This is a genomic window from Porphyromonas vaginalis (assembly GCF_958301595.1).
Lineage (GTDB): Bacteria > Bacteroidota > Bacteroidia > Bacteroidales > Porphyromonadaceae > Porphyromonas > Porphyromonas vaginalis.
In genome coordinates, this window is sequence record NZ_CATQJU010000001.1 from 861,972 (window position 1) to 888,889 (window position 26,918).

The following is a 26,918-nucleotide window of genomic DNA, read 5'->3' on the forward strand; positions in this document are numbered from 1 at the left end:
GTGTCAGGTGCATTGCCGCTCTTTGTGTTCCGATTGAAAATGAAAAATCCAGTCTCTTCTCTCTTTGCTGAAATAAGTTCTATTTAGTTGGTTACTAGCTCCTTTGACTCTTTGTCTTTTCGAGCTTTCTGAATTGCGTCTTCACGATAGCTGCGCCATCGTTTCTTCAGGGGACCCGTACATTCCCTAGCTTCTTGTGGGGTCATATAGTCGATGCTCATATGGGGGCGAATGGTGTTGTAAGTCTCTATAGCTTTGCTGATTGCGCGATTTGCCTCATCAATGTTACGGAACACTTTGCCCTTTAAGAATTCATTCTTAATGGTGCTGTTCACCCGCTCTGACTGGGAGTTCTCTTTGGGGTCTCCTGACTCCGTCATGCTGATTTGTATTCCTCTTTTATTGAGCATCTTAGTGTACTGCCGACTGGCATATTGAGTGCCTCTGTCGGAGTGGTGGATGAGATCGGAAGCGTCCTTTTTGGGGGATCCGCTTGAGGGCTTGCTTTAGTGCCTCGCAGGGATATTCTGAGGCGAGACTGTCCCCTAGACTATAGCCCACAATCTCCTTCGTATAGTTATCCAAAATCAGGGATAAGAAGCAGAACTCAACCCTGTTGTCCCCTCGCTCCAAGGGGATGTAGGTGATGTCGCTGCTCCACACCTGATTTGGACCATCGGGGATAAGGTCCCGAACGAGGTTGGGGTAGGTGGGCTGGTCGTGGTTGGAGTCCGTGGTGCGGGGAGCTTTGTAGCGCCTCGGTATGCGGACGTAGAGCTTGTGCTTGCGTATGTAGCTCACAAACTTATCTCTGCCAACGGGATAGCGGGCTCCCCACTCCCTGCAATACTGCATCCAAAGCGATACGCCTCCAATACCTGGATTGCTTTTACGTGCTTCCACAATATAGCTTATCACTATAAACTCAAGCTCAGATTCTCTCAAGGGCGTGTCGGACTTGAGGTACTTGTAATAGGCTTGTGGACTCTTGTTCAGTGCCTTGCAGACCTGCTTGATTGGATGTTCATATTGATCTTTCACGGCTGTCACAACTAGTGGCCATTTTTTTTTTGCTCATTGATGCTGTACACCTCCAAGCAGGTCTTGAAGACATCTCGCTCTAAGCAGGCTTGGTCAAGAGCTTTTTCGAGCTCCATGATACGTGCTTTCAGAGCGACATAGTCGTCCTTGCTGAGTTCCTCAGAGGGGGTGCATCGTGGGGGTATTCTCTTTTTGTTCATAGCTTTAGCCACTTCAGGGTTTTCTTGCTCAAAGATACGAATCCAATTGCGAATCGTACATGATGTTACCTGATACTGGCTCGCTAGAATCTTGATTGAATAGCCATTTACGTAGTAGCGCTTGAGTGCCTCAAGCCGTTCGGCCGTTGTGGCATGTCCCTTGGTTGGGCGATTTGTTGATCCCTTCGTGGGCTTCGACTTCGTGTCTTTTGTCTGTTTCATTGTACTCATAGTTATATTACTTACGAGTCAACTTTTTTCAGGGTAAGACAAAATAAAAAATATCCACGTGGAGATTTGAGATTCCCCACGTGGATATTGTCCTCTTCCTGAAAAAAGTACACAGTTGGGAAGGTATTACTGAGATGGTACTCGGGTCATTTTTGTTAGTCCTGTGAGTGTACTCATTTGTTAGTTTTGCTCTTGCTGGGGTACACGACTTGTGGTCGTTTTTACTGCGGAGGTACACAAAGATAGGTCTTTGTGTGGAGTTAAGCGGCATGAGCTCGGAGATTTGAGGCTCGGAGCTTTTGGTGAATTGTTCTTAGATGTCTGTTTCTTAGAGGGTTGTGTGGTTATAGGGTTGGGGTAATCTGGTATGAGCATCTGCATCGGAGTCTTCTTGTTGATGGCTCGATGAGGACGCGCTGTGTTATAGAGAGCAATCGTTTGCGAGAGGATCTCTCGAACTTGATCTATGGGCTTATCCTCGAAGTTGTAGAGCCAGTCGTTCTTGATGATCCCGTTAAGTCGCTCTGCCATAGCGTTGTGGAGAGGGTTGCCTGTCTGGGTGACACTGGTTACGATGCCTAGGCTGGCCTCGTAGTCGGTCATCTGCTTGGAGACATATTGACAGCCTCGGTCGCTATGGAAGATGAGCCCTTTGAGGTCAAAGCCATGCTTCTGGTAGAAGTCAACGGTCTGTCTTAGTGCGTTGTAGGGGCCCTCTGTGGAGAGCGTGGGCTGCAGGTCAAAGCCGGTGATGATGCGGCTATAAGCGTCCATCGTCAGGGAGAGATATGCGAAGCCCCCTAAACATTTGACGTAGGTTATGTCTGAGACGGTGAGCCGGCAATGGTCAGTGGCAATGTATTTAGGGGTGGTGTTCAGGTGATCTTGGAAGCCGTGATTGACCACGCCTTTGGTCGTCTGGGGTGGACGCTTGCGCTTGCGACTTCTCAGCAGCATATCGTTGGCTCCTAAGACTTTGTACAGCCAGTCGCGACCTACTTGGAAGGTTCCTTCGAAGTATTCGTTGGCACACTGCTGAAGGGTGTCTACGCCTGCCCTGTGGAGCTTACTTCGCACATACTGGCAATAGTGTAGGACGGAGGCTACTTTGACATCTTCGTCTTGCTCGGTGAAGGTGTGCTTGTAGTAGCCTTTGCGGCTGACTTCTAGTAGCTGACAAAGGTAGGTTATGGAGAGCTTTTGATCTCTCACTTTGGCGTGTTCAAGCTGTCTCACGGCTGCAAATCGGTCTTTTTTTTTAGATCAATGTGGTAGCGATTCAAGACCACTTCGAGTAGTGTCTTGTTGACTAATGCCTTGCTCTCAGCCTGGAAGAGGGCTGCTTTGAGGCGAGCGTTTTCGCGCTTGAGTTCTGCGTACTCTGGATCTACGTCTTTGTTCTTGTTTGTCTTGCTCATAGTGCTACTGCTGCTTTGGTTGGGTAACTCTACTCCAAAGGTACGCAACCAATTTCGAATGGTGCGTGTGGTAATGCCGTAGCGCTGGCTGGTCGTGGCGATGCTCTCGCCAGTGGCTAGGAGGTCATCAATGACTCTCCACTTGAAATCTAGGGGATATCCCTTTCGTCCTCGGTTACTTTTTTCTTCTTTCATAGTTGTTGGGGTTGGCTTCCCAACTGTGTACTATTTCAGGAGAGGACATATTCGAGAAAGGAGAGAATCGGACGAATTTCCCCGTAAAGATATGTAAAGCGACAAGAGACGAAAATCTCAGAAATCTAGGGCTGACGAAGTTCGAATGCGACGACTAGCGACCCGAGCGGATCGGTGCGCTGCCCCAGCAGAGCTGACGCTGAGGATCGTAGATGGTGGCAAACTGCCCAGCGGCGATACCCTGTATCGGCACGCTGCTGACCAGCTGATAGCCCCCCGAGGGGAGTCGCTCGAGGCGACCCGCGGTGAAGTCGGGCGTGTGACGAATCTTGAAGGTGACCTCCAGCGGACGATCTGATGGGGTCTCCGTCCAGAGCCACGGATCGACCGTGAGCCAGTGCATATCTTCGGTCTCGATGATCGTGCCGTACTGCGTCTTGGGGTCGTAGCCTCGTGAGGCGTAGAGGACGTTGTGATCCACATCTTTCGCCACGACATACCACGGACCGCCTGAGAGCCCCAGCCCTTTGCGCTGCCCGATGGTGTGAAACCAGTAGCCACGATGCTCACCGATCTTCTCGCCGGTCTCATGGTCTATGATGTCGCCCGTCTGAGTGCCTAAGTAGCGCTCGATGAAGTCGTTGTAGTTGATCTGTCCTAGGAAGCAGATGCCTTGGCTGTCCTTGCGCTGTGCATTGACAAGATGCGCCTCGAGGGCAATGCGACGCACTTCCTCTTTGGGCAAATGACCGATAGGGAAGAGAAGACGCTCCATCTGTCGAAAGCCGATCTGCGCCAAGAAGTCGGTCTGATCCTTCACCGGGTCGGGAGAGGTGCCGAGGAAGGTCAAGCCCTCTGCCGTCTTTCGTATCGTAGCGTAGTGGCCCGTGGCAATGTAGTCGTACTCGGCACCACAACGCTCTTCAAAAGCTCCGAACTTGATCAACTTATTGCACATCACATCGGGATTGGGCGTGAGCCCCCGCTTGACAGCATCCATCGTATAGGAGACCACACGATCCCAATAGACTTGGTGCAGGTCGATGATCTCTAGGTGCAGGTCGTAGCGACGAGCCAAGAGCGTCACCAGCTCGATGTCTTCCTCAGCAGGACAGTCGAGGTAGCCGCCATCCTCGTCCTGCATGCCGATACGTATATAGTAAAGATCTGGGCGAAAGCCCGCCTCGACGAGCAGATGCATCGCCACGCTACTATCCACGCCTCCCGAGGCGAGCAGAGCGATGCGATTATCCCGTGGCAGTGCTGTGTAGAGAGTGGTCTCCATACACCTCAAGAGTCAAGCTCTCAAAGCGAACTACATACGCTCGGGCAACTCGATGCCGAGGAGCCCCATAGCACTATGGATCGTCTCGGCAACGGTCTTGCTGAGCTGCAGACGCATGCTACGTAGCGCTTCGTCCTCCTCACGCAGCACAGAGCACTCGTGGTAGAACTGGTTATACCCCTTGACCAAGTCGTAGGTATAGTTGGCAATGCGGGCTGGCGAATAGCTCTCGGCTGCCTCCTGGACGACTGTCGGATAGTCGAGTAGCTGCTGGACGAGTGCCGTCTCGTACGATGAGAGTGCTAACGCGCCACCCTCGGGGAGCTGGTGCTTGTAGCCCATCTCGTCAGCCTTCTGCAGGAGCGAGCAGATGCGTGCGTAGGTGTACTGAATGAAAGGACCCGTGTTGCCGTTGAAGTCGATAGACTCCTCGGGGTTGAACATCATATTCTTCCTTGGGTCCACCTTGAGGATAAAGTACTTGAGCGCGCCTAGACCGACCATCTCGGCGGTGCGTAGTTCTCCGGCTGTCGGCTCGGTAGCTAGCTCTGCACCCTTAGCTTGCTGGGCTGTCCGTGCCACCTCTAGGGCGGTGTCGCGCATAGCGTCCATCAGATCGTCCGCATCGACCACCGTACCCTCGCGACTCTTCATCTTGCCATTAGGTAGCTCGACCATACCGTAGCTAAAGTGCGTCAAGCTCTTGCCCCACTTATATCCCAAGCGGTCTAAGAGTAGCGATAGCACCTGAAAGTGGTACTCCTGCTCGTTGCCCACGACGTAAACCATCTGGTCTATCGGGAAGTCTTGATAGCGGAGCTTGGCGGTGCCGATGTCTTGGGTGATGTAGACCGAGGTGCCGTCACTGCGTAGGAGGATCTTCTTGTCTAGTCCCTCCGCCTCAAAGTTGGCCCATACGGAGCCATCCTCATGCTGCTCGAAGAGCCCTTCCTTCAGACCGCGCAAGACCTCTTCGCGGCCTACGAGGTAAGTGTCGCTCTCGTAGTAGATCTTGTCAAAGGAGACACCCATACGCTTGTAAGTCTCGTCAAAGCCTTTGTAGACCCACTCATTCATCTTGCGCCATAGCGCACGCACCTCAGGGTCGCCCTGCTCCCACTGACGGAGCATCTGTCGCGCATCAGCCATGAGCTGCGACTTAGCCTCTACCTCCTCGTCGCTCCAGTCAGGATGCGCAGCACGTATCTGCGCTAGCTCGGCACGATACTCCTTGTCAAAGCGCACGTAGTAGTCCCCGATGAGGTGGTCGCCCTTTTTGCCTGAAGACTCAGGCGTCTCGCCATTGCCCCAGCGTAGCCATGCCAACATGGACTTGCAGATATGCACGCCGCGGTCGTTGACGATGTTTGTCTTGACCACACGATGACCGCTCGCCTCCAGGATCTGAGCGAGACTGTAGCCGAGTAGGTTGTTGCGCACGTGCCCCAGGTGGAGTGGCTTGTTGGTGTTTGGTGAGGAGTACTCGATCATCACGAGTGGCGACTGCTCTGTCGGCGTGATGTGACCATAGTGTGGAGTCTCGGCAATCTCTCGTAGGGCTGAAAGCCACGCCGTGTCGGTCAGTGTGAGATTGAGAAAGCCCTTGACCACACCATAGGACGCTATGAGGTCTGTCTGCTCCTGGAGCTTGGCACCGATCGTCTCGGCAGTCTCTTGGGGAGACTTGTGCGAAGCTTTGAGGTAGGGGAAGACGACGAGCGTCACATGCCCCTCAAACTCAGGGCGCGTGGCGGTCAGCGTGATCTCATCAGCGGTCGTGTTGAGACCGTAAAGGGTATGTAGTGTCGAGGCGATTGCCTCGCTAAGCTGTCTGTAAAGGCTCATAGTATATCGTATAAGGTGTTAGAGTACTTTCATGCGCCAGGTGACCCCCACGTTGATCTGCGTGCGCTGATCATGCAGCACGGCCTGCGGGTTCGTGTTGGTGCCAAAGGCGTAGTTAGCATGTGCATGCAGACGCACCTCGGGGATGGGTGAGTACTCGACACCGCCACCGAGACAAGCTATCTGCGTGCCATCGGTGACCCCGTAGTCTGCGTGAAAGCCACTCGTATTCTGATCGTAGCTTCCCTTGAGGTAGAGCTTCGTCTGGTTCGTCGGGTGGAAAGCTAGCTGACCGTAGATAGAGTAGTCGGCAAAGAGCTTCTTGCCATCCCCGTCTAGTGGCGCACGGTGCATCAAGTCTAGATCGATGAATGTGCGACGGGTCAGCTGAAATCGGTTGCCCAGCGAGACATAGTTCATAAAGCGTCCAGGCGCATACTCCATAAAGTTGACACTCCACATCGGTACAAACCAGTCGTGGTGCGCCGTCCAGATGAGGTTGTAGGCATACATGTCGGCTGGCTGTCCGCTCCTCGCCTCGTAGTCTTTGCGATAAGGACTCTGGATCACCTGCGCATGGAGGTTGTCCTGCCCATTGGGCAATGTGTAGCTCACGGTAGCGCCCCACTGATAGGCGGGCATGTGATAGCAAAACTCTCCCAGCTGGAAGACATCTATCGGTGCTGGCTCAAACTCCCACCCACCGACGAAGACGATCCACTTGCCGAGTTTGACACTGAGCTGCTCGATCGGGTTGTACTGTAGGTAGAGGAAGTCGATAGACTCGAAGAAGGTGCGGTCCAGATTGATCGAGCTAAGCCGCTGTCGGTAGAGGTAGCTAAACTTTGGCGAGAGCGTGCCACTGAGTATGACGTTGGCGATATTGCCCTTAAAGCCTGAACCCGCTTTGTCCGCTTGGCTGCCTAGATAAATGCGCTGATAGTCCCCGCGCGCCTCTAGCGAGAGCGATACCTTCTTGTCATGCGGTGCCTCTAGCTCAGCATCGGGTGTAGGCTCCTGCGCCATCAGCGAGCCGAGCGAGAGTGATAGTAGGAGTATGATAGCCGCAAGCGACTTCGTAAGAGGTGACATAGTTCTAGCTGAATCGGTTAATACTAAAAGGTGCTCTCATCAGGCGTATCCGTCTCGACTGGAAGCTCCTCAAGCTGGCTCTTCTTACGCCATAGTCCGTACACCTCGCTGACTGGGTCTGAGGTGATAAAGGGATCCATACGCTCGGCACGCAGATGATCTAGTAGCTTGCCAAACTCATCTCTCGTCAAGATGCACTCCAGCTGCTTGTGCTCCTCGCCCGAGTAGCCACCCGTCACGGGGTGGATCGTCACGCCACGATTGAGCGTGTGGATCACATAGTCACGGATATGCTCCCAATCCTTGGAGATGACGTAAACACGTGTCCGCGAGCTCATGCGGGTCATAAAGTAGTCGAGGATCAAGCCATTGAGCCAAGTACCCACCAGACCCATGATCACCAAGCCCGTAGGACTGGTCAGGAAGGCGGAGCAGCAGATCAGACCTCCAGCGATCGTTACCGACACACCTAGTGGCACATGGAGGAACTTATTGAAGATCTTGGCCAAGATATCTAGTCCTCCCGTAGAAGCGTTGATGCTAAAGAGGATCGCCTGCGCCGCACTCATCACCAAGATGAAGCAGACCAAGTCAAACCCTGGATTAGCCACCATCTGGCCATGCACCTCCTGAGCAAACATCGACCCACTGACAGGATCGATCCACCCCATCAAGTCGACAAACGGCCCTAAGATCAGTGCCGTGTAGCAAGTCTTAGCACCAAACTCGTTGCCGATCAGGATGAAGGAGAGCAGTAGCAAGATCGCATTGATGAGAAACATATAGGACCCCAGCGACATCACTGGTAGCAGTCGCTCCAGTACGATGCCTAGTCCCGTCACCGAGCCGACGATCAGACCACTAGGTGCGAGGAAGTAGTGTACCGCCATGGCACCGATAAACATGGCAACGGTCATCAAGACCAGTTCGTACCAAAACTTACGACTAGTGAGTAGGTCAGCGGCCTGAGCAGGCAGAGCTGCTAGGCGGGCACGAAGTTCATCCTTCCTGGGGAGCTTGTATTTCATTAGAAGCGTATTACTGTAGTGAGAGGTCCATCGCGAGGCTACTACGCTCTAGGCGACGCTCTCCGATAGGTATCTGAGTGCAAAGATACAAAATAGCACATACCCACCAGCTAAATCGGACTTCTTCAGAGCTGATAGAGGGTGCTAGCTAGGCTAATGATTGATCTTCGCGTGGATGTCGACCTAGGTGCCGCAAACCGTTACTCGTCTCCTCGGGGGCGAGTTGCGACATGGACGGACTACTTGAGCTTGAAGTAGCAGATGATCGGCTTGTGGTCGGAGATCTCTGCCGTGCGGTCTACGTAAGCGGCTCGTGCCTCGATCTGGTCGCTGTAGAGCATGTGATCGATCCGTACGCCGATGAGCGACTTAAAGTAGTAGCTGTAGTTGGTCCCTCGCCCTGTCGTGGCGATCGCATCGTGCAGTCCCGTCGAGAGGCGATGATGCGTGTAGGAGATCGGCGTGTCGTTAAAGTCGCCACAGATCAGCACGTAGGGTGACTCCTGATAGTTGACATCCTGATAGATCTGCTCGACCTGCTTAGCACGACGCTTGAAGGCTGGTGAGAAGCGTACGCCGAGGGCTTGGGTGAAGCCTTTGGGGTTGACTTCCTGCGCTAGCTGGAAGTAGTGTGCCTGCTCTTCTTTTGTAAAGCCAAAGGACTCTAGGTGTAGGTTGTACAGTACGAGCTTTTTCTCCCCAACAAGGATCGTGAAAACGGCCCCCCCGTTGAAGTCGGAGTGCAGATCTATGGGGCGTGTCGATAGGATGGGATACTTGGAGAGTACGATGAGGCGGCTGCCGTGATCCTTGACCGCATAGGCTGAGCTGTAGTAGGGGTACGCCTTGAGGATGCGCTGCAATCTCCGCTCAGACATGTACTTCGACTTGTTTGAGCTGAGCCATGCCTCTTGCAGGCAGATGATGTCGGCATCGCTCTCGGCGAGATACTCCGTGGTGGGGTGGTAGTCGTGTGGGCCTAGCTTGGCAAACTGGAAGGCGTTGGCGTTGAGACTCACCACTTTGATCCAGTTCTCCCGATCGATCGGAGGCGTCTGGCGTAGTCGTAGAGGGGCGTACAGCAGGAGCGTGGGGAGGGAGATGAGGAGCATCACCGTATTGATCGCGGCGCGACTCCAAGCGCGGATGATAAACCAATAGATCGCCTGCAGTACGACCAGCGCAAAGAGCAGAGGAAAAAGCAATCCCAGATAAGCCGAGAGGATAATGGTCGTCGGCGAAATGTAGCGACTCAGCAAGGCGCCCGCGAAGAGCAGCAAGAGGAGCAAATTACCAAAGGAGACGAAGGTGTGCCAGAAGCCACGGATCATACCCCAGAGGGTACGTCTCTTGGCGGGCTGCTGGCTCTCCTGGCTCTTTGGGCTAGGAGCTACTGGAGGTTTCGTGGTGCTATCCATAGGTTGAGATTGCATGATTAGTTCTGGTCTGACTGGTCAAGCCACTGATTGTTGTGCTCGATGAGCTGCTCACGCTCTTCGTCAGATAGGCTCTGGTAGCCAGACTGCTGCACCTTGTCTAGAAGCTGGCGGTAACGAGCTGCCTGAGCATCTTGTAGGGTCTCTTGCTGCCGTGCAGTGCGCTGTCGCCGACGCTGGTATAGCCCTAAGCCACAGCCCCACAGGATGCCAGCGAGGTGAGCGATCAGCCCGCCTACGTTGTACCCGCCATAGGCGAGGAGTAGGAGGAGGAAGACGAAGAGCCCTACTTGCCACACACGGAGCGATCCGATCAAGGGTAAGGGCATCTCTTCGCGAGGAGCTGAGCCGATCATATAGCCTACGAGTGCTATGACCGATGCGGAGGCACCCACGAGCGGTAGCCCCAGTAGGAGCACCCCACTGCTACGTAGCAATGTGGTGAAAAGCACGAAGGCGCCTCCACCTACGATAGCTCCCCCGAGATAGCTCCAGACGAACTGCCGCCATCCGCTGAGGCGCAGCAGCATCTCGCCAAAGAGCCACAGCAAGAGCAGATTGAGCAGGAGGTGCAGACCACTATTGTGCAGGAGCGTGTAGGTGACGATCGTCCAGGGGCGACGCCACAGAGCATCAGGCGAGCAGGAGAGGTAGAGCTGATCCACGACACTGCGCGTCCACTGCGTGGGTAGCGGTGCAGGTAGCTGACGAACGATAAAGTCCGCCAGCCAGAAGGCTACCAGCAGGAGCGTGATGCCCCACAGAACTTGCCGATTAGGATCTATACGACTCGCCAAACGCATTGTACAGCTTGCCTTGCTTGCGCCACAACAGTATGAGTAGCAGACCACCTAGCATGCCCCCCAGATGGGCAAAGTGTGCCACGTCGCTCTGTAGATTTGCCACGCCGAGAAGGAGCTCGATCACTCCGTAGCCGATGACAAAGTACTTAGCTCTGATTGGTATGGGGATGAAGAAGAGATAGATCGCTGCATTGGGGTAGAGCCAGCCGAAGGCGAGGAGGAGCCCAAAGACAGCTCCCGAAGCACCTATCGTCAGGAGCTGATTGATAAAGAACCTCGTAGCCATGCGGGTGCCATCGGGGAAGGCGATCACCTCATAGCCCGCCACCTCTCGAACGGTCGTCAAGCCCCAGACGAGCTCCTGCGAGAGCGCTGCGGTCAGTCCGCAGACCAGGTAGAAGAGCAGGTACCGCTTAGCACCCCAAGTGCGCTCGATGGTCGTGCCAAACATAAAGAGCGCAAACATATTGAAGAAGAGGTGCGTGAAGCTCCCGTGAAGGAACATATAGGTCAGTGGCTGCCAGATGTGAAAGTCCTGAGCCGTCACATAGTGCAGCCCGAGGAGTCCCGTCAGATCAATGCCCACTCGGGGCAGTACTTGCTGAGCAATGTAGCAGATTGTGTTGATGATGAGTAGGTTGAGTGTCACGGGCGGAATCTGTATCCGAGGTGATGTATCGAATGAGTGCATAGGCGTTGTGTTCTGATCGTTGTGTAGGGAGTTAGTACCAGCTACTGCCACCATAGGTAGGCAGGCTGTGCTGCTCCCACTTGAGGTCACGGAGTAGAGAGGCATTGACACCGATCACGACGTTGTACGACTTGTAGGCACCGAGCGGGATGACACTCGCCGTCAGAGACCAGCAGTGCAGGTCTCGCGTGATATTGATGGTCATACCAGTCAGCTTCTTCAGGTCGAAGTTGTAGTTGGCGTCAAAGGAGAAGTTCCAGTTTGGCGTAGGCTGTAGCTGTCCGCGGAAGGAGAGGTTTTGCGTAAACTTGTAGTCAAACTCCCGGCGGTGTGTATTGAACTTCTCTCTGTCTTGTACCACATTGACACTATAGTTGAAAGAGAAGCTCCACGGCACGTCAAACTTCAAGTAGCCGTCATCGTCCCAATTGTCCGTTTGGCCGTAACTACTGCGCGGTCCACCACCTGGAGACCCGTCGAGACCCATCCCGTCGGCGCCTGGTCTACCGCCCATTGCCGTCGGGTCATCCGCAGGCGACTTAGCAGTCTCATCGTCAGTGGCAGCCGATTTCTTTTTCTTATTAAAGAGTCCATCGATCCAGTTGCCGATCTTCTTGAAGGTCTGCGGTGTAAAGGTGTAGTTGAAGCTCGTACCCGTGCCTAGGAAAGCGCCGATACCGTGTCCATTGAGCAGGCGCAACTTGTCCACACGATAGGGTCTCACATTGCCCTGTGGGTCGGTGTAGTAGTCCCATTCGTAAGGATCAAAAGAGGCGGAGAGACGCAGCACGAAAGTCTTCGTAAGCCTTATCGCAATGTTGGTGCTGAGGTTGCTCCAGCGGAAGGAGTCCGCAGCCATATTATAGGAGAAGCGGAGACCAAACTGATCGATGAGCGAGATCTTCTTAAACTGCTCCTCGACGGCTGTCGAGTCACTCGGCAAGCGCCACTTCATCTCCACGTTGTTGTCAAAGGAGAAGTTGATCGCCCCCATCTTGCCTCGCCCTGGGTAGCCGAAGATGCCTCGCTCGTAAGGCGTATAGATGAAGTTGTGTGCCTGCCCCAGCGTATCGACATAGTCTATCTCACGATAGTAGCCCCAGAAAGGATCGCCAAAGTCCGGAGCATACGATAGTGATATAGAGGGCGTCAGACGATGCCGGATCATCTGCACACGATCGCCAAAGAGCTTCTGCCACGGCTTGTAAAAGCCGTAGAGCGTCGTACTCATCGAGAGCGACGCACTGAAGTTGTTCAAGTGATAGAAGCCGTAAGTAGTGTCTGCATCGACGATGCGCTGCTGCGCCTCGTCCCACTGCTTCTCCACGCGCGAGGTGTACCAGTAGGCCGTATAGCTGATCGAAGGAGAGATCTTGATATAGTTAAAGAGGTCGAAGGAGGCGGAGATAGGTATCGAGTGCTGCATACCATTGCGCCAGTCCTTGACCAGATTGCTCTTGAGGATCAGATTCTCCTTGGTAGTGATGCTGTTACGTAGCGAGCCGTTGTAGCTGAGGGAGATCTTCTCGTACCAACGCTCCTTGCCGACGCGGTTCTTTCGCTTGAAGGGGTAGATCGTCGAGAGCGAGAGCGAGAGGTTCGGCAGGGTCACACTGATGGTCGAGTCGCGCGAGCGCTGATCAATGTTGAAGGCACCCGTCAGCGAGAGCGGTATGCTCGCAAAGCTCCGGCGGTAGCTAATGCTAGAGCCCTTAGTATTCTCAGCGCGTCGCTGATGGTTGTAGACCGCTTGGGTAGCGTTGTGGTTGTAGCTACTGGTCGAGAAGTTGACCGACGCTGAGAAATTGCGTAGCGGATCCGCTTTGGGGTCTTGCGAGTGAGTCCATCTGAGCGATATATCCTGTGAGCGGCTGTAGGTCGAGGGGATGTCTTTGTCTCCCTGCACCGTCGATATGTATCCCGCCTGCACGCTACCATTGTATTTATAGCGCTTGCGATAGTTTGACGACGCATTGACAGCCCAGGAGCCGTTGGTGTAGACATCGCCCGTGAGCGTCAGGTCCCAGTAGTCGTTCAGATTGAGATAAAGGCCACCATGCGTCAGATACAGCCCTCGTGACTGGTCGATACCGTAGCTCGGCATGATGATACCAGAGGTCTGCTTCTCATTGAAGGGGAAGAAGGCAAACGGCAACCCGATGAAGTAGAGCGGCACGTCCGCCATAACCAGGTAGACAGGCCCCGTGACAATCTTGTCCTCAGGCTTAGCCTTGGCACGAGTCAGGTTGATGTAAAAGTGCGGATGATCGTGCTGGTCGCAAGTGGTGTAGCGACCATCCTTGAGGTACATCGTATTGTCCTTGAGTCGCTTCGTCTGCGTAGCCGTCAGATAGCCCTCGCCCTGCTGGGTTGTCACGTCTGTGATGAAGCCTTGACCTGTCTTGAAGTTGTACTTCATTGTCGTACTCTCAAACTTCTGATCCCCATCGGCAAACTTTGGCTTAGCGGTCGGCTGGCCTAGACTATCCAGGACATACTGCGCATAGACCTCAGAGCTATCGGCGACGATCTTGAGGTAGTTTGCCTCGATGCTCATCGTCTGATACTTGACCTCGCTCGGACCGAAGAAGTACATCATATTATCGCCCGTCATGACGAGCGAATCCTCTGCAGAGAAGGTCACAGGCGCCTCTAGCTTAAAGAGCTCGACCGAGTCGCTCTCTGCGACAGGCGTCTCAGCGTTACTAGCTAACGTATCTGCAGCCGTGGGCATCAGCGTCGTATCCGCCTTGATGGCGAGGCTGTCGACGGTCGTTGCTACGGAGTCTATCGCAGGGGAAGTGGGTAGTGTGTCCAGCAAGCGGGTTGTATCTGCCGATAGATCTGCCACGACCGTGTCTAGCTGCTCCGTCGGTGATGGTGTAGCTACGGGCGACTCAGTACGTCGCACCTGCGTCGCACACGACACGACCGCCACGCCTACGCAGAGCAGGAGGAGCAGTCGCAAGAGCGAGCGAGGGACTATGACAGAGCTAGACATGTGCTATAATAACGCGAGCTGGCTTGTGATGATACATCAACCGCTGGCAAAGGTACTAAATAGTGACGTGCAACGGCATACCGCTCACCGCCTACCACACGTCTGACGCATTATAACCGCCTTTTCAGGAGCAACACATGAGCGACAAGCGAGGCTTGGATGAGTTCACTATATAATGTGTCACCCATGGATTGGCTGTTAGCTATTGGCTGTTAGCTATCGGAACCATCGGAGCTATCAGAGTGATCGGATCTCTAATCTCTAACTTCTAACCTCTAATCTCTAATAACATATCTTTACAGGGAAATTCGTCCGATTCCCTCCTTTCTCGAATATCCACGTGGAAAATCTCAAATCTCCACGTGGATATTTTTTCTTCCCCACGTGGGGGCGAATCATTTCTTCCGAAGTTTCATTTGATTCTTCCGAAGTTTCATTTCATTCCTCCGAAGAATTTTTTATTCTCCACGTGGAGATTTCGAAATATCCACGTGGAAATCAGTTTTCCTCGACACAGCCCCGTATCGATATGTAACCTGTTCTAAATAATCGTAGCGAGTCGGCGCCGATTTTTCCCAGCTAGGGGTGACACATTATTATAATGCGCTCATCTATGCCTCGATTGTCCTTGTCTGTAGCTCCTGATAGAGCGATTGTAATACGTCAGCCCAGCGATCTTTATTTTGTAGTTACAGAAGTTTTTACTACTTTTGAATTAGAAAGGGCGTACCGATGTACTTTCTTAGGACTTTTTTCTCCCGAGCGAGTGAGGCCCCTTCTGAGTAAACACCCCCTTGACGGAGGGGTCACGTGAGAGGGCTTGTAGCTAGATACGTGGAGCTATCTTAAGTCGCTGGATTTATGATAGTCCTTCGAGAGACGGCTAGCTGGCAAGTTCCTACTGATTCATTAACCTTAAGAAGATTCTTATGGCTCTATTCGATCCGCCTGAACATCTCTCTTGCCATCACTATGCCACACAAGCCAATACTGGCTGGATACTGGTCGATGGCTCTGAGCTGCAACTATATCAAGGTGAGACTGAGTACCACTCTGTCCTCTTCTGCATACAAGGCTCCGCGCGTCTAGCTAGTGGAGACGATCTGTGTGAGCTACATGTGGGGCAAATGAAGTTTATCCCTCGCGGCTCCTCTGTACATGCAGCCTTGAGTCGTGACTGCATGTTGCTGAGTGCTTACTTTGACATTCTAGACTTCCTCTGTGACAAGATCACTCTGCAGCAGCTCAAGGAGCTCAAGGAGACGGTCACATACAATCCTGATCCTCTAGAGGTGCGGGGAGCTATACCCTCTATGCTCGCTACACTGAAGGTCTACCTTGAAGACAAGGCCCTTTGTGCCTATCTGCATGAACTCAAGGTCAAGGAGCTCTTTTGGAATCTACGGGCCTACTATAGCCGTGAGGAGCTGGCTGCTTTCTTTTCTCCCGTGCTAGGGGTGTCGAAGTTTCACAATGATGTGATCAATGCCTTCACGTGCAATATTCGAGTCGCTGACCTTGCGGAGCGAGTCTATATGGCTACATCGACATTTTACAAGCAGTTTAGGGAGGAATTTGGGGAGTCCCCTGAGCAGTGGATTCGCACGCAGAGCAATAAGCAGATCCTATTCCTCATCCAGGACTATGATCTGACCATCGGAGAGATTGCTGCTAGACTATCTTTTGGCTCGCCATCGAGCTTCTCACGCTACTGCTCCCAAAACTACGGCTACTCGCCTACAGCCCTGCGTAAGGCACTCAAAAATGGAGTCACCTCTGAAGAGTTACTGCAGGCGGCTCACAAAGAGTAGAGACACGCTAATCGCTACACTGTCCGATCAAATTGCGTTTCCCTCGTAGGGAAGAAATAAAACTTCGGAGGAGCCAAATGAAACTTCCGAAGATTTTTTTTGCGCCTACGTGGAGAATAAACAGCCACGTGGAGATTTGAGATTCTCTACGTGAGACTGCTTGCAAAAGTATCTACGTGGCTATTCTTGTGAGAGGTCGTAACGCTTCGATTCTCTCTGGTGACTTGTCGGTGTCTTTCGCACCTAAACTGATCGTTACTCCTTGAACTGTATCTGGTAGAGCTGGGCGTAGAGTCCGCCGCGCTCGAGCAGCTCTGCGTGGGTGCCTTGCTCGACGATCTGCCCCTCCTGCATGACGCAGATGAGGTCTGCGTGCATAATCGTGGAGAGGCGGTGGGCGATGACGATGGTGGTGCGGTCGCTGACGAGACGCTGGATAGCCTCCTGGACTAGTTGCTCGGAGACATTGTCGAGCGCCGAGGTCGCCTCGTCGAGAATGAGGATGGGCGAGTCCTTGAGCAGAGCTCGTGCTATGCTGAGGCGCTGACGCTGCCCGCCACTGAGCTTGCTGCCGCCGTCACCGATGTTGTACTCGAGTCCCTCGGGGAGCTGGTCGATGAACTCGGTCGCATTGGCTGCCTCAGCAGCAGTGCGCACCTCCTCGTCGCTGACGGCGCGCTCCATGCCGAAGGTGATGTTGTTGCGTATCGTATCGTTGAAGAGGATCGGCGTCTGATTGACATAGCCTATGAGCTCTCTTAGTTCGCTCGCCCGTACCTGCCGTATGTCGGTGCCGTCGATAGTGATGCGCCCTGAGGTGACGTCGTAGAAGCGGGGCAGCAGGTCTACGAGCGTACTCTTGCCGGCACCAGAGGCTCCCACGAGTGCGATCATTTGACCTTTAGGTATGGTGAGGTTGAGGTGGCGTAGGATCCAGGGTTCTTGGTAGCGGAAGGAGACATCTTCGTAAGAGATACTCCGCTCAAAGGTAACGGGCAGTGGCTCCGCGGGATCTGTGATGCGCTCGGGGTAGTCGAGGATGGTTTGTATGCGAGTCATCGAGGCGAGCCCCTTTTGGATCGAATAGGAGGCACGGCTTAGCTCTTTGGCGGGATTGATGATGCTGTAGAAGACTACGAGGTAGTAGATGAAAGCATCGGCCGTGATGGAGCTATCGCCTGCAAAGATCAAGTTACCGCCGTACCAGAGGATGATCGCAATGGCTGTGGTGCCGAGGAACTCGCTCATGGGGTGCGCTAAGCCTTGCCTGGCATAGACCTGCGAGATGGTGCGTCGATACTGTTCGTTGGCTTTAGTAAAGCGGTCAGAGATCTGTTGCTCCGCATTGAACGCCTTGATGATGCGCAGCCCCGAGAGGGTCTCCTCGACCATGCTCATGAGTCGTCCCCACTGCGTCTGCCCCTCGAGGCTGTCTCGCTTGAGTCGCTTGCCCACGGCTCCCATGACGTAACCGGCTATCGGCAGGACGATGAGGACGAAGAGGGTGAGCTCCCAACTGATCGCAAAGAGCGCTACGAGGTAGATGATGATGAGGATGGGGTTCTTGATGAGACTCTCTAGGAGGTTGATGATGGAGTACTCGATCTCGGCAACATCTCCCGAGAAGCGGGCGAGGAGGTCGCCTTTGCGCTCTTCGCTGATCAATGAGATAGGCAGCCGGAGGAGCTTGGCATTGAACTCATTGCGCAGATCCTTGACCACGCCTGTACGGATCGGCACGAGCATATAGATGCCACCATAGGTGACGCCGACCTTGATGAGTGTCATGACGACGAGGTAGATGCAGAGGAGGAGTAGCGTGCGAGCGGGGCCGTACTGCTGGATGAGCTGGTAGACGTAGTAGTTGAAGTTGCCCACGATATAGTCTATCGCCACGCTCCACTCCGAGGGCCGTAACCAATTGATGCCGTCGAGCGCATGGTAGACGGGTGTGGTCTGATCCATGCCAAAGAGGATGCGCAGGATCGGCATGATAAGCGAGAAGGCGAGCAGGTTGAGCAGCGCCGAGAGTATGTTGGCGATGATGCCTCCTGTCACGTAGTGACGGTAGGGGCGGATATACTTGCCGAAGAGCTTGAGGAACTGTCTCACGGATTGGCTGGCTAATTACTACTGTTGGATCTCCTCCTCGTACTCCATGAGCGCAAACTCGGCTTCCTCCCACTGAGGAGTGATCTCTTGGATCTCTTTGTTGACCTGGGTGTACTGATCGATGAGCTGCGGGGTGGCTGCCGTAGCTATCTGCAGCTCTAGCTCAGCAAGGCTTTTCTTGAGTTGCTCTAGCTGCTCACCGAGACTCTCGGCAGTGCGGCGTAGGGTGCGCAAGCGCTTTTGCTGCTCTTTCTGCTGCTGGTAGTCGAGCTGGGGCTGGCGATTGGCCGTTGGCTGTTGGCTGTTGGTTGAGGGCTGTTGGTTGAGCTCTTCGTGGAGGGTGGCTAGATAGCCGTCGAGGCCGTCCATACACTCGCGTACGGCTCCATGGCTAAAGGAGAAGATGCGGTCTACTAGCCCCGAGAGGAAGTAACGGTCGTGCGAGACGACGATGACCGTCCCAGGGAAGGCTGCGATGGCTCGCTTGAGGATCTCTTTGGTTCGGATGTCCAGATGGTTGGTCGGCTCATCGAGGATGAGCAGGTTGGCCGGCTCTAGGAGCATCTGCATGATAGCGACACGAGCGCGCTCGCCACCACTGAGTACGCTGATCGGCTTGTCGGCTACCTCCCCGCCAAAGAGGAAGGCACCCAGCATATCATTGATATGTAGTCTCATATCGCCACGCGCCAAGCTGTCGATAGCGTCTCGGATGGTCTGGTTGGCAGGTAGCTCCTGCGCCCTATTCTGAGAGAAGTAAGCGACCTCTACGCCATGCCCTATCTGGAGCTTGCCGGTGTACTCCTCTTGTCCCATGATGCAGCGCATGAGGGTTGACTTGCCGGAGCCGTTCTTCCCGACGAAGGCGACCTTTTCACCACGCTTGATGGTCATCGAGACGCCTCGTAGCACCGAGAGGGAGCCGTAGCTCTTGTCCAGCTCCTCGATGATGACTGGGTAGTCGCCACTGCGCCCCGCCATCGGGAAGGTGAAGTTGATGTGCCGTGTGTCTATCTCGTCGAGCTCGATCTCCTCGATCTTGTCTAGCTGCTTGATGCGGCTCTGCACCTGTGCGCTCTTCGTCGGCTTGTAGCGAAAACGCTCGACGAAGGACTCGATGTCTTGGATCTTCTTCTGCTGATTCTCGTAAGCTCGCTTCTGCTGCTCCAGACGCTCCTCACGTAGCGTGACGTAGTGGCTATAAGAGGTCTTGTAGTCGTAGATGCGTCCCAGCTCGATCTCGATGGTGCGGTTGGTGACGTTGTCGAGGAAGGTGCGGTCGTGCGAGACAAGCAGGAGCGTGACCCCACGGGCGATGAGGAAGTGCTCGAGCCAGTCGATGGACTCGATGTCTAGGTGGTTCGTTGGCTCATCGAGGAGGAGCAGATCGGGATTGCTCAGCAGCACTTTCGCCAGCTCAATACGCATACGCCACCCGCCGGAGAACTCACGCGTCGGCCGGTCGAAGTCGCTCCGCTCGAAGCCTAGTCCGAGGAGCGTCCGCTCCATCTCGGCAAGGTACTGCGACGGGTGATGCATCTGTATCAGGTCGGTGAGATGTCCGTGACGCTCGATCAGCTCTAGATACTCGGGCGAGTCGTAGTCGGTGCGTGTCGCTAGCTCTTCGCTCAGACGGTCGTACTGATCATTGAGCGACTGCACATCCTTAAAGACCTCCTCAACCTCCGCACGCAGCGTGGTGTGGTCGACAAGCTCTTTGACCTGTGGTAGGTACCCTATGGAGAGGTCTCGGGGGCGGCTGACGACACCGCTCGTCGGTTGCTCGATGCCGACGAGGATCTTCATCAAGGTTGACTTACCCGCCCCGTTGTGCCCAACGAGTGCGACTCGCTCGCCTTTGCTGATGACAAAGTTGATCGAGTCAAAGAGGAGTTGCTTACCAAAGTCTACCGTAAGGTCTTGAACGGATATCATCAGCGTGTCTGGATAGTGTGGATGAGAGAATAAGCCTGATAGATGCCCAGCTCACCTGCACGGCTCAGGTCATCTATCGCCTGCTCATGCTGTCCCTGCTGCTCCAGGAGCAGAGCACGATTGTAGTAAGCTTCGCCAGCTTGGGGCAGTAGCTCGATCGCCTTGGTGTAGTCTGCGATAGCTTGGTCTCTATGTCCCAGCGACTGGTGCAGATGAGCACGGTTATAGTAGAGATAGCCTATCTGCGGGGCATGGCCGATGGCTGTAGTGAGCTGACGCATTGCCAAGTCGTACATGATCGTCTGCTGCTTAGCGTCTGTGAGCGTCTCCGCCTGCATGAGGCGCGCCGTGGTCAGTGCGAGAAGCGCGAGTGGCTGCTGAGGAGCCAGCTCGAGACAAGCGTTGAACTGTGAGACCGCCTCGCCGATGTCTCGCAGCAGGAGCTTGTCGATGCCCATACGCAGGTGCCAGTCGGCCGTCTGCTCTACACCACTAGCCTGCAGGCGCGCTATATCCTCCAGCACGACATGGAGCTGCGTACTGTCTAGCGACTGCGTGCCGACGGCAAGCAAGAGACGAGGCTGGTAGCCCGTGCGCTCATTGTACGCCTCTAGCTCTGCGGAAAAGTTCGAGCGAGGCAAAAGCTTGTCGTGACTCTTCTGCACGAAGTAGGTCAGCTCGTAAGCGGGGCAAGCCTCTGACGAAGTGGCTTGTTCTTGGATCGATCCGCGTAGTGAATTGCCTCCCGTAGTAATCGAAGAGGGCGTCGCGTCGCTGCTCGCAGACTGTAGCTCTGCGTGATGATCTAGTGCGTATAGTTCTTCGCTAGCCACACTCGAAGCGGTGCTGTCGGCAATGGTTGGCTTAGGTGCTTTGACCTGCCCACGCTCTAGCTTGTAGGCGAACCAGTAGTCTCTGTCGGCTCCAGCAGCATCCCCGAGCAGACGCTTCACCTCCGAGCGCTGATAGTAACCCGAGAGGAACTCAGGTCGACGGCCTAATATATAGTCTAGCGTCTCGATCGCCTCACGATACTGTCCCGTCTGAGTCTGTACCAAAGCTAAGTTAAAGTGTGCCGTCAGATTGGTCGGCTGCAGACGCACCACCTCTAGCAGATCTTCGCGAGCTCCCTGCAGGTCGCCCACCTCGATACGTAGCAAGGCGCGGTTGTGGCGAGCGACCGCATCGTGAGGCGTTAGGAGGAGTGCCTGATTGTAGTCCTCCATAGCACCGCGGTACTCTTTCAGCTTGTAGCGTGTCAGTCCACGATTGATGTAGTCGCTAGCTTGGCCTGGCTCCTGCTCTATGCTCTTGTCGTGATAGCGTAGCGCCCCCTCGTAGTCTCCCCGCAGGTAAGCAATCGTCGAGAGCATCCGATAAGGCGCAGCGCTCAGCGAGTCTATCGCCAAGCCCTCGGCTATCCGTCCCTCCGCCGCGACTGTGTCTTGCCGTCGCAAAGCTATCTCCGCTGCGAGGAAGTAGCCTCGCGCCTCCTTCGGGTGACGCTGCGTCAAGGCGTGTGCTGCCGAGTCGGCACGCTCATACTGCTCGGCTCCGTAGAGCGAGCCCGCTAAGTTGAACGAGAGGTAAAAGTCGTCTGGCGTGATCTTGAGCGCTTGCGCATAGTCTGTCGCCGCCTCCGCATAGTGCTGCAGATTGTGCCGTGCCGCCCCCCGTACCATGTAGGCTCTAGAGAGGAAAGGGTTGCGCTCCAGGCAGAGCGTCGCGTCTCGCTCGGCACCCGCATAGTCGCCCAGCATAAGCTTCGCAAAAGCTCTGTAGTAGTACGGATCGGCCATCGTAGGCGACACCTCAATCACTTGGTTAAAGTGCTCGATGGCGACCACATAGTCCTTGAAGCCGATCGCATTGCGCCCGATCGTCATCACCCGCTCTGTATCTATCTGCGACCAGAGCGTAGCACTCCACACACAGAGCGTGCAGAGCAGCAAAGAAAGTGATCGTAGTAGCGGGCGCATAAGGGCTAATGTATCGGATTGCGCATGACGGGATAGTCGACACGTACCCGCCCGTCGGCTATATGCTGTAGCTTCTTTTTGATCAAGCGCTTACGCATCGCCGAGATATGATCCACAAAGAGCTTGCCATCTAGGTGATCGTACTCATGCTGCACCACCCGAGCGGCAAAGCCCGAGAGCTCTAGGTGCTGTGGCTCAAACTGCTCATTCATATAGTCCACCACGATCGACTTAGGTCGTACGACCCGCTCGTTAATGCCAGGCAAGCTCAGACAACCCTCAGCCTCCGAGCAAGTCTCCTCACTCAGGGAGCGCATGTGCGCATTGATCATGACTAGCTTGAGCTTGGCACACTCAGGGTACTCCTCAGCCAGAGGTGTCGCGTCGATCACCTGAAGACGTATGTTGCGCCCGATCTGTGGAGCTGCCAGCCCGATGCCGTCGCTCTCGTACATCGTCTGCCACATATCTTCGATCAGCTCTGAGAGGTTCGGGTAGTCAGGCGTTATATCCTCGCTCATGTTGCGAAGCACTGGTTGTCCGTAAAGGTATATAGGTAAGGTCTTAGCCATAAGTGTAATCGGTTAATTCTCTGTTTTAGTGAAGCATACGCAAGCTCTCCAGATAGCTTTGTAAGATGATGGTCGCACTGACACGATCTACCAACCCTTTGTCCTGTCGGCGACGCTGCTTGCCGATGCCCGCCTCGCGGATCGTCTGCTGCGCCAAGACAGAGGTAAAGCGCTCGTCCACATACTCCAGACGTATCTGAGGGTAGAGATGTTGCAACTTTTTAGCCAAAGCTTGTATCGCCTGCCAGGTCGCCGAGGGCGTTGCGTCCATCTGTGTCGGCTTGCCGAGGACGATCGTCTCCACCTCCTCACGCCCCAGGTAGTCCGCCAGATAGTTGAGGAGCTGATGCGTGGGCACTGTGTCGAGCGCCCCCGGAGTGATCTGTAGCGGATCGGTCACCGCCAGCCCCGTGCGCTTGGTGCCGTAGTCGATAGCGAGGATGCGAGCCATAGGCGTGTGGTCTCTTTATGCGTTGTAGTACTTCTCGCGTAGCTCAGCGACCTTTGGATCGGTGATGTAGTCGTCGTAGTTGATGATGCGGTCGATGATCCCATTTGGAGTGAGCTCGATGACACGATTTGCCACCGTGCGGATGAACTCGTGGTCGTGGCTCGAGAAGAGCACATTCCCCTTGAAGGAGATAAGCGTGTTGTTGAACGCCTGAATCGACTCTAGGTCCAGGTGGTTCGTCGGTGTGTCGAGGATCAGCACATTAGCCCCTGGGGGGAGCATCATACGGCTGATCATGCAGCGCATCTTCTCACCTCCCGAGAGGACCGAGGCGCGCTTGTTCACCTCCTCACCGCTGAAGAGCATACGCCCTAGGAAGCCCTTGAGGTAGACATCGTTCGTATCCTTGGCAAACTGTCCGAGCCAGTCCAAAATGGTCATATCGGTGTCGAAGTAAGCACTGTTGTCCAGTGGCAGATAGGCGGTCGTGATCGTCTGTCCCCACTCGTAGCTACCTTGCTGCGCCTTGCGGTTGCCATTGATGATCTCAAAGAGTGCCGTCATAGCACGTGGGTCGTGGCTGATGAAGACGATCTTGTCGTCTCGCTCCACATTGAAGGTCAACCCCTTGAAGAGTACCTCCCCCTCGTCTGTCACAGCCGAGAGATCGTTGACCTCTAGCACCTTATTGCCAGGCTCACGCTCAGGCTGGAAGAGGATGCCTGGGTAGCGGCGTGACGACGGCTCGATCTCGTTGATGTCGAGACGCTCCAGCATCTTCTTGCGGCTGGTCGTCTGCTTGCTCTTTGCCACGTTGGCACTAAAGCGACGGATGAACTCCTCGAGCTCTTTCTTCTTCTCCTCGAGCTTCTTATTCTGCTGCTGTTGCTGTCTGAGTGCCAACTGGCTAGACTCGTACCAGTAACTGTAGTTGCCGGCGAAGAGTCTCACCTTGCCAAAGTCTATATCCACCGTGTGGGTCGACACAGCATCGAGGAAGTGTCGGTCGTGGCTCACCACGAGGACGGTGCTCTCAGTCTCGGAGAGGTAGTCCTCGAGCCAGGAGACGGTCTCTAGGTCTAGGTCGTTGGTCGGCTCATCGAGGAGCAGGTTGTCCGGCTTGCCAAAGAGACAGCGTGCTAGCAGCACACGCACCTTCTGCTTACCGCTAATGTCGCCCATCAGGCGGTAGTGCAAATCCTCCTTGATGCCGAGACCGCTCAAGAGGGCTGCCGCCTCGCTCTCAGCGTTCCACCCATCGAGGTTGGCAAACTGCTCCTCCAGCTCAGCCGCCTTGACACCATCTTCGTCAGAAAAGTCCTCCTTAGCGTAGATAGCGTCCTTCTCCTTCATAATCTGCCAGAGCTTGTCATGCCCCATCAGGACGGTGTCGATGACGGTGTACTCGTCGAAGGCGAAGTGATCCTGACTCAGCACCGAGAGTCGCTCATCGGGTCCGAAGGTGACAGAGCCACGTGTCGGATCTAGCTCACCGCTAATCATACGGAGCATGGTCGACTTGCCGGCACCGTTGGCACCGATGATGCCGTAGCAGTTGCCCGGGGTAAACTTAAGGTTGACGTCGGCAAAGAGCACGCGCTTGCCAAACTGTATCGTGAGGTCGTTGACTATAATCATCTTTCTATTCTATACTGTCTTCTGTCTTGATCTGATAAGGAGGCGAGCCCATCGCAGTCTCGTCGCCAGCCTTACCCGTAGGCGAGCTGCACATAGAGACGGGCTAATCTGCACAAAGGTACACATTTTTGAGGCGTGACGCCTTATCGTCGCCACCGACTACTCTGCAAATCAAGTAGCGGAGAGCGTTTGAAAACGTATCGTCCCAGGGCTGGCGCGTTATAATGAGACTGTCGCAAAAGTCAGCCGTCTCTATAATTGCTCTGTCAGAAGCTACACATGAGCGACCAGCGAAGCATCAATAAGGTCACTATACATAATGTGTCAACCATGGATTGGCTATCGGCTGTTAGCTATCAGAGTGATCGGATCTCTAATCTCTAACTTCTAATTTCTAACCTCTAGCACCTTTACATATCTTTACGGGGAGATTCGTCCGATTCCCTCCTTTCTCGAATATCCACGTGGGGAATCTCAAATCTCCACGTGGATGTTTTTCTTTTTCCACGTGGACGCGAAATAAAACTTCGGAGGAATCAAATGAAACTTCGGAAGAATCAAATGAAACTTCGGAGGAATTTTTTCTTTTCCACGTGGGAATTTCGAAATATCCACGTGGAAATTGTCCTCTTCCTGAAAAAAGTACACAGTTGGGAAGGTATTACTGAGATGGTACTCGGGTCATTTTTGTTAGTCCTGTGAGTGTACTCATTTGTTAGTTTTGCTCTTGCTGGGGTACACGACTTGTGGTCGTTTTTACTGCGGAGGTACACAAAGATAGGTCTTTGTGTGGAGTTAAGCGGCATGAGCTCGGAGATTTGAGGCTCGGAGCTTTTGGTGAATTGTTCTTAGATGTCTGTTTCTTAGAGGGTTGTGTGGTTATAGGGTTGGGGTAATCTGGTATGAGCATCTGCATCGGAGTCTTCTTGTTGATGGCTCGATGAGGACGCGCTGTGTTATAGAGAGCAATCGTTTGCGAGAGGATCTCTCGAACTTGATCTATGGGCTTATCCTCGAAGTTGTAGAGCCAGTCGTTCTTGATGATCCCGTTAAGTCGCTCTGCCATAGCGTTGTGGAGAGGGTTGCCTGTCTGGGTGACACTGGTTACGATGCCTAGGCTGGCCTCGTAGTCGGTCATCTGCTTGGAGACATATTGACAGCCTCGGTCGCTATGGAAGATGAGCCCTTTGAGGTCAAAGCCATGCTTCTGGTAGAAGTCAACGGTCTGTCTTAGTGCGTTGTAGGGGCCCTCTGTGGAGAGCGTGGGCTGCAGGTCAAAGCCGGTGATGATGCGGCTATAAGCGTCCATCGTCAGGGAGAGATATGCGAAGCCCCCTAAACATTTGACGTAGGTTATGTCTGAGACGGTGAGCCGGCAATGGTCTGTGGCGATGTATTTAGGGGTGGTGTTCAGGTGGTCTTGGAAGCCGTGATTGACCACGCCCTTGGTCGTCTGGGGTGGACGCTTGCGCTTGCGACTTCTCAGTAGCATGTCGTTGGCTCCTAATACTTTGTATAGCCAGTCGCGACCTACTTGGAAGGTCCCTTTGAAGTATTCGTTGGCACACTGCTGGAGGGTGTCTACGCCTGCTTTGGGGAGTTGACCGCGCACATACTGGCAATAGTGTAGGACGGAGGCTACTTTGACATCTTCGTCTTGCTCTGTGAAGGTGTGCTTGTAGTAGCCTTTGCGGCTGACTTCTAGTAGCTGACAAAGGTAGGTTATGGAGAGCTTTTGACCTCTCACTTTGGCGGATTCAAGCGTTTTCACGGCTGCAAATCGGTCTTTTTTTTTTAGATCAATATGGTAGCGATTCAAGACCTCTTCGAGTAGTGTCTTATTGACTAAGGCCTTGCTCTCAGCCTGGAAGAGGGCTGCTTTGAGGCGAGCGTTTTCGCGCTTGAGTTCTGCGTACTCTGGATCTACGTCTTTGTTCTTGTTTGTCTTGCTCATAGTGCTACTGCTGCTTTGGTTGGGTAACTCTACTCCAAAGGTACGCAACCAATTTCGAATGGTGCGTGTGGTAATGCCGTAGCGCTGGCTGGTCGTGGCGATGCTCTCGCCAGTGGCTAGGAGGTCATCAATGACTCTCCACTTGAAATCTAGGGGATATCCCTTTCGTCCTCGGTTACTTTTTTCTTCTTTCATAGTTG

21 protein-coding genes are annotated in these 26,918 nt (G+C 54.1%); 1 reads left to right on the forward strand and 20 read right to left on the reverse strand.

Features of this window, described 5'->3' with window-relative positions; translation table 11 throughout:
• Positions 1-83 precede the first annotated feature (83 nt).
• The 13 genes from Q2J34_RS03435 to Q2J34_RS03495 all read right to left on the reverse strand — a co-directional run bounded on the left by Q2J34_RS03435 (position 84) and on the right by Q2J34_RS03495 (position 14,266).
• Positions 84-410: an integrase core domain-containing protein gene (locus Q2J34_RS03435; protein WP_300969286.1), complete on the reverse strand. Its 327-nt coding sequence runs from the start codon at positions 408-410 to the stop codon at positions 84-86.
• Between the two features lies 1 nt (position 411).
• On the reverse strand, positions 412-1,050 hold the full coding sequence (locus Q2J34_RS03440; protein ID WP_300969287.1) for a DDE-type integrase/transposase/recombinase: 639 nt from the start codon (positions 1,048-1,050) through the stop codon (positions 412-414).
• Between the two features lie 2 nt (positions 1,051-1,052).
• Positions 1,053-1,472: a helix-turn-helix domain-containing protein gene (locus Q2J34_RS03445; protein ID WP_300969288.1), complete on the reverse strand. Its 420-nt coding sequence runs from the start codon at positions 1,470-1,472 to the stop codon at positions 1,053-1,055.
• Positions 1,473-1,652: 180 nt separating this feature from the next.
• Positions 1,653-2,708 carry an IS3 family transposase gene (locus Q2J34_RS03450; protein ID WP_300969081.1) on the reverse strand — a complete coding sequence of 352 codons (1,056 nt, stop codon included), beginning with the start codon at positions 2,706-2,708 and terminating at the stop codon, positions 1,653-1,655.
• Positions 2,705-3,085 carry a transposase gene (locus Q2J34_RS03455; protein WP_300968995.1) on the reverse strand — a complete coding sequence of 127 codons (381 nt, stop codon included), beginning with the start codon at positions 3,083-3,085 and terminating at the stop codon, positions 2,705-2,707. The genes Q2J34_RS03450 and Q2J34_RS03455 overlap by 4 nt, the downstream gene beginning before the upstream one ends.
• 154 nt (positions 3,086-3,239) lie before the next feature.
• A complete protein-coding gene (gene mnmA / locus Q2J34_RS03460; protein WP_300969289.1) occupies positions 3,240-4,370 on the reverse strand; it encodes a tRNA 2-thiouridine(34) synthase MnmA in 1,131 nt (376 codons plus the stop codon).
• Between the two features lie 30 nt (positions 4,371-4,400).
• Positions 4,401-6,215 (reverse strand): arginine--tRNA ligase, encoded by a 1,815-nt coding sequence (gene argS, locus Q2J34_RS03465; RefSeq protein WP_300969290.1) that lies wholly within the window; start codon positions 6,213-6,215, stop codon positions 4,401-4,403.
• Between the two features lie 18 nt (positions 6,216-6,233).
• Complete coding sequence (locus Q2J34_RS03470) at positions 6,234-7,307, reverse strand: porin (protein WP_300969291.1); 1,074 nt, start codon at positions 7,305-7,307, stop codon at positions 6,234-6,236.
• Between the two features lie 23 nt (positions 7,308-7,330).
• Positions 7,331-8,335, reverse strand: a complete 1,005-nt coding sequence (locus tag Q2J34_RS03475; protein ID WP_300969292.1) for a YitT family protein — start codon at positions 8,333-8,335, stop codon at positions 7,331-7,333.
• 239 nt (positions 8,336-8,574) lie between these two features.
• Positions 8,575-9,753 carry an endonuclease/exonuclease/phosphatase family protein gene (locus Q2J34_RS03480; protein WP_298889370.1) on the reverse strand — a complete coding sequence of 393 codons (1,179 nt, stop codon included), beginning with the start codon at positions 9,751-9,753 and terminating at the stop codon, positions 8,575-8,577.
• A 17-nt stretch (positions 9,754-9,770) separates the two neighbouring features.
• A complete protein-coding gene (locus tag Q2J34_RS03485) occupies positions 9,771-10,574 on the reverse strand; it encodes a rhomboid family intramembrane serine protease (RefSeq protein ID WP_300969293.1) in 804 nt (267 codons plus the stop codon).
• Positions 10,546-11,265 (reverse strand): rhomboid family intramembrane serine protease, encoded by a 720-nt coding sequence (locus tag Q2J34_RS03490; protein WP_300970147.1) that lies wholly within the window; start codon positions 11,263-11,265, stop codon positions 10,546-10,548. Before Q2J34_RS03490 ends, Q2J34_RS03485 begins: the two co-directional genes overlap by 29 nt.
• A 31-nt stretch (positions 11,266-11,296) precedes the next feature.
• Positions 11,297-14,266, reverse strand: coding sequence for a putative LPS assembly protein LptD (locus Q2J34_RS03495; RefSeq protein ID WP_300969294.1), 2,970 nt, complete (start codon positions 14,264-14,266; stop codon positions 11,297-11,299).
• Positions 14,267-15,195: 929 nt separating this feature from the next.
• On the opposite strand from Q2J34_RS03495, the gene Q2J34_RS03500 reads away from it, so the two are divergent.
• Positions 15,196-16,077: a helix-turn-helix transcriptional regulator gene (locus Q2J34_RS03500; protein WP_300969295.1), complete on the forward strand. Its 882-nt coding sequence runs from the start codon at positions 15,196-15,198 to the stop codon at positions 16,075-16,077.
• A gap of 255 nt (positions 16,078-16,332) precedes the next feature.
• Here Q2J34_RS03500 and Q2J34_RS03505 read toward each other — a convergent pair whose 3' ends face one another.
• From Q2J34_RS03505 to Q2J34_RS03535, 7 genes are all read right to left on the reverse strand, one after another.
• Entirely contained in the window at positions 16,333-18,189 is a 1,857-nt protein-coding gene (locus tag Q2J34_RS03505; protein ID WP_300969296.1) for an ABC transporter ATP-binding protein, read from the reverse strand.
• An 18-nt stretch (positions 18,190-18,207) separates the two neighbouring features.
• Complete coding sequence (locus tag Q2J34_RS03510) at positions 18,208-20,124, reverse strand: ABC-F family ATP-binding cassette domain-containing protein (protein ID WP_300969297.1); 1,917 nt, start codon at positions 20,122-20,124, stop codon at positions 18,208-18,210.
• A complete protein-coding gene (locus Q2J34_RS03515; protein ID WP_298887725.1) occupies positions 20,124-22,103 on the reverse strand; it encodes a tetratricopeptide repeat protein in 1,980 nt (659 codons plus the stop codon). The genes Q2J34_RS03510 and Q2J34_RS03515 overlap by 1 nt, the downstream gene beginning before the upstream one ends.
• Before the next feature lie 5 nt (positions 22,104-22,108).
• Positions 22,109-22,675 (reverse strand): peptide deformylase, encoded by a 567-nt coding sequence (def, locus tag Q2J34_RS03520; RefSeq protein ID WP_298887722.1) that lies wholly within the window; start codon positions 22,673-22,675, stop codon positions 22,109-22,111.
• Positions 22,676-22,700: 25 nt separating this feature from the next.
• Entirely contained in the window at positions 22,701-23,126 is a 426-nt protein-coding gene (ruvX, locus tag Q2J34_RS03525; protein WP_298887719.1) for a Holliday junction resolvase RuvX, read from the reverse strand.
• Between the two features lie 15 nt (positions 23,127-23,141).
• On the reverse strand, positions 23,142-24,764 hold the full coding sequence (locus Q2J34_RS03530; protein ID WP_298887715.1) for an ABC-F family ATP-binding cassette domain-containing protein: 1,623 nt from the start codon (positions 24,762-24,764) through the stop codon (positions 23,142-23,144).
• A gap of 715 nt (positions 24,765-25,479) precedes the next feature.
• Positions 25,480-26,913, reverse strand: coding sequence for an IS3 family transposase (locus Q2J34_RS03535; protein ID WP_300969099.1), 1,434 nt, complete (start codon positions 26,911-26,913; stop codon positions 25,480-25,482).
• Positions 26,914-26,918: the final 5 nt, after the last annotated feature.

Coding starts and splice junctions, on each gene's coding strand:
- Q2J34_RS03435 (WP_300969286.1), bottom strand. CDS start 410: ATGCTCAATAAAAGAGGAATACAAATCAGCATGACGGAGTCAGGAGAC.
- Q2J34_RS03445 (WP_300969288.1), bottom strand. CDS start 1,472: ATGAGTACAATGAAACAGACAAAAGACACGAAGTCGAAGCCCACGAAG.
- Q2J34_RS03455 (WP_300968995.1), bottom strand. CDS start 3,085: ATGAAAGAAGAAAAAAGTAACCGAGGACGAAAGGGATATCCCCTAGAT.
- mnmA (WP_300969289.1), bottom strand. CDS start 4,370: ATGGAGACCACTCTCTACACAGCACTGCCACGGGATAATCGCATCGCT.
- argS (WP_300969290.1), bottom strand. CDS start 6,215: ATGAGCCTTTACAGACAGCTTAGCGAGGCAATCGCCTCGACACTACAT.
- Q2J34_RS03470 (WP_300969291.1), bottom strand. CDS start 7,307: ATGTCACCTCTTACGAAGTCGCTTGCGGCTATCATACTCCTACTATCA.
- Q2J34_RS03475 (WP_300969292.1), bottom strand. CDS start 8,335: ATGAAATACAAGCTCCCCAGGAAGGATGAACTTCGTGCCCGCCTAGCA.
- Q2J34_RS03480 (WP_298889370.1), bottom strand. CDS start 9,753: ATGGATAGCACCACGAAACCTCCAGTAGCTCCTAGCCCAAAGAGCCAG.
- Q2J34_RS03485 (WP_300969293.1), bottom strand. CDS start 10,574: ATGCGTTTGGCGAGTCGTATAGATCCTAATCGGCAAGTTCTGTGGGGC.
- Q2J34_RS03490 (WP_300970147.1), bottom strand. CDS start 11,265: ATGCACTCATTCGATACATCACCTCGGATACAGATTCCGCCCGTGACA.
- Q2J34_RS03495 (WP_300969294.1), bottom strand. CDS start 14,266: ATGTCTAGCTCTGTCATAGTCCCTCGCTCGCTCTTGCGACTGCTCCTC.
- Q2J34_RS03500 (WP_300969295.1), top strand. CDS start 15,196: ATGGCTCTATTCGATCCGCCTGAACATCTCTCTTGCCATCACTATGCC.
- Q2J34_RS03510 (WP_300969297.1), bottom strand. CDS start 20,124: ATGATATCCGTTCAAGACCTTACGGTAGACTTTGGTAAGCAACTCCTC.
- Q2J34_RS03515 (WP_298887725.1), bottom strand. CDS start 22,103: ATGCGCCCGCTACTACGATCACTTTCTTTGCTGCTCTGCACGCTCTGT.
- def (WP_298887722.1), bottom strand. CDS start 22,675: ATGGCTAAGACCTTACCTATATACCTTTACGGACAACCAGTGCTTCGC.
- ruvX (WP_298887719.1), bottom strand. CDS start 23,126: ATGGCTCGCATCCTCGCTATCGACTACGGCACCAAGCGCACGGGGCTG.
- Q2J34_RS03530 (WP_298887715.1), bottom strand. CDS start 24,764: ATGATTATAGTCAACGACCTCACGATACAGTTTGGCAAGCGCGTGCTC.
- Q2J34_RS03535 (WP_300969099.1), bottom strand. CDS start 26,913: ATGAAAGAAGAAAAAAGTAACCGAGGACGAAAGGGATATCCCCTAGAT.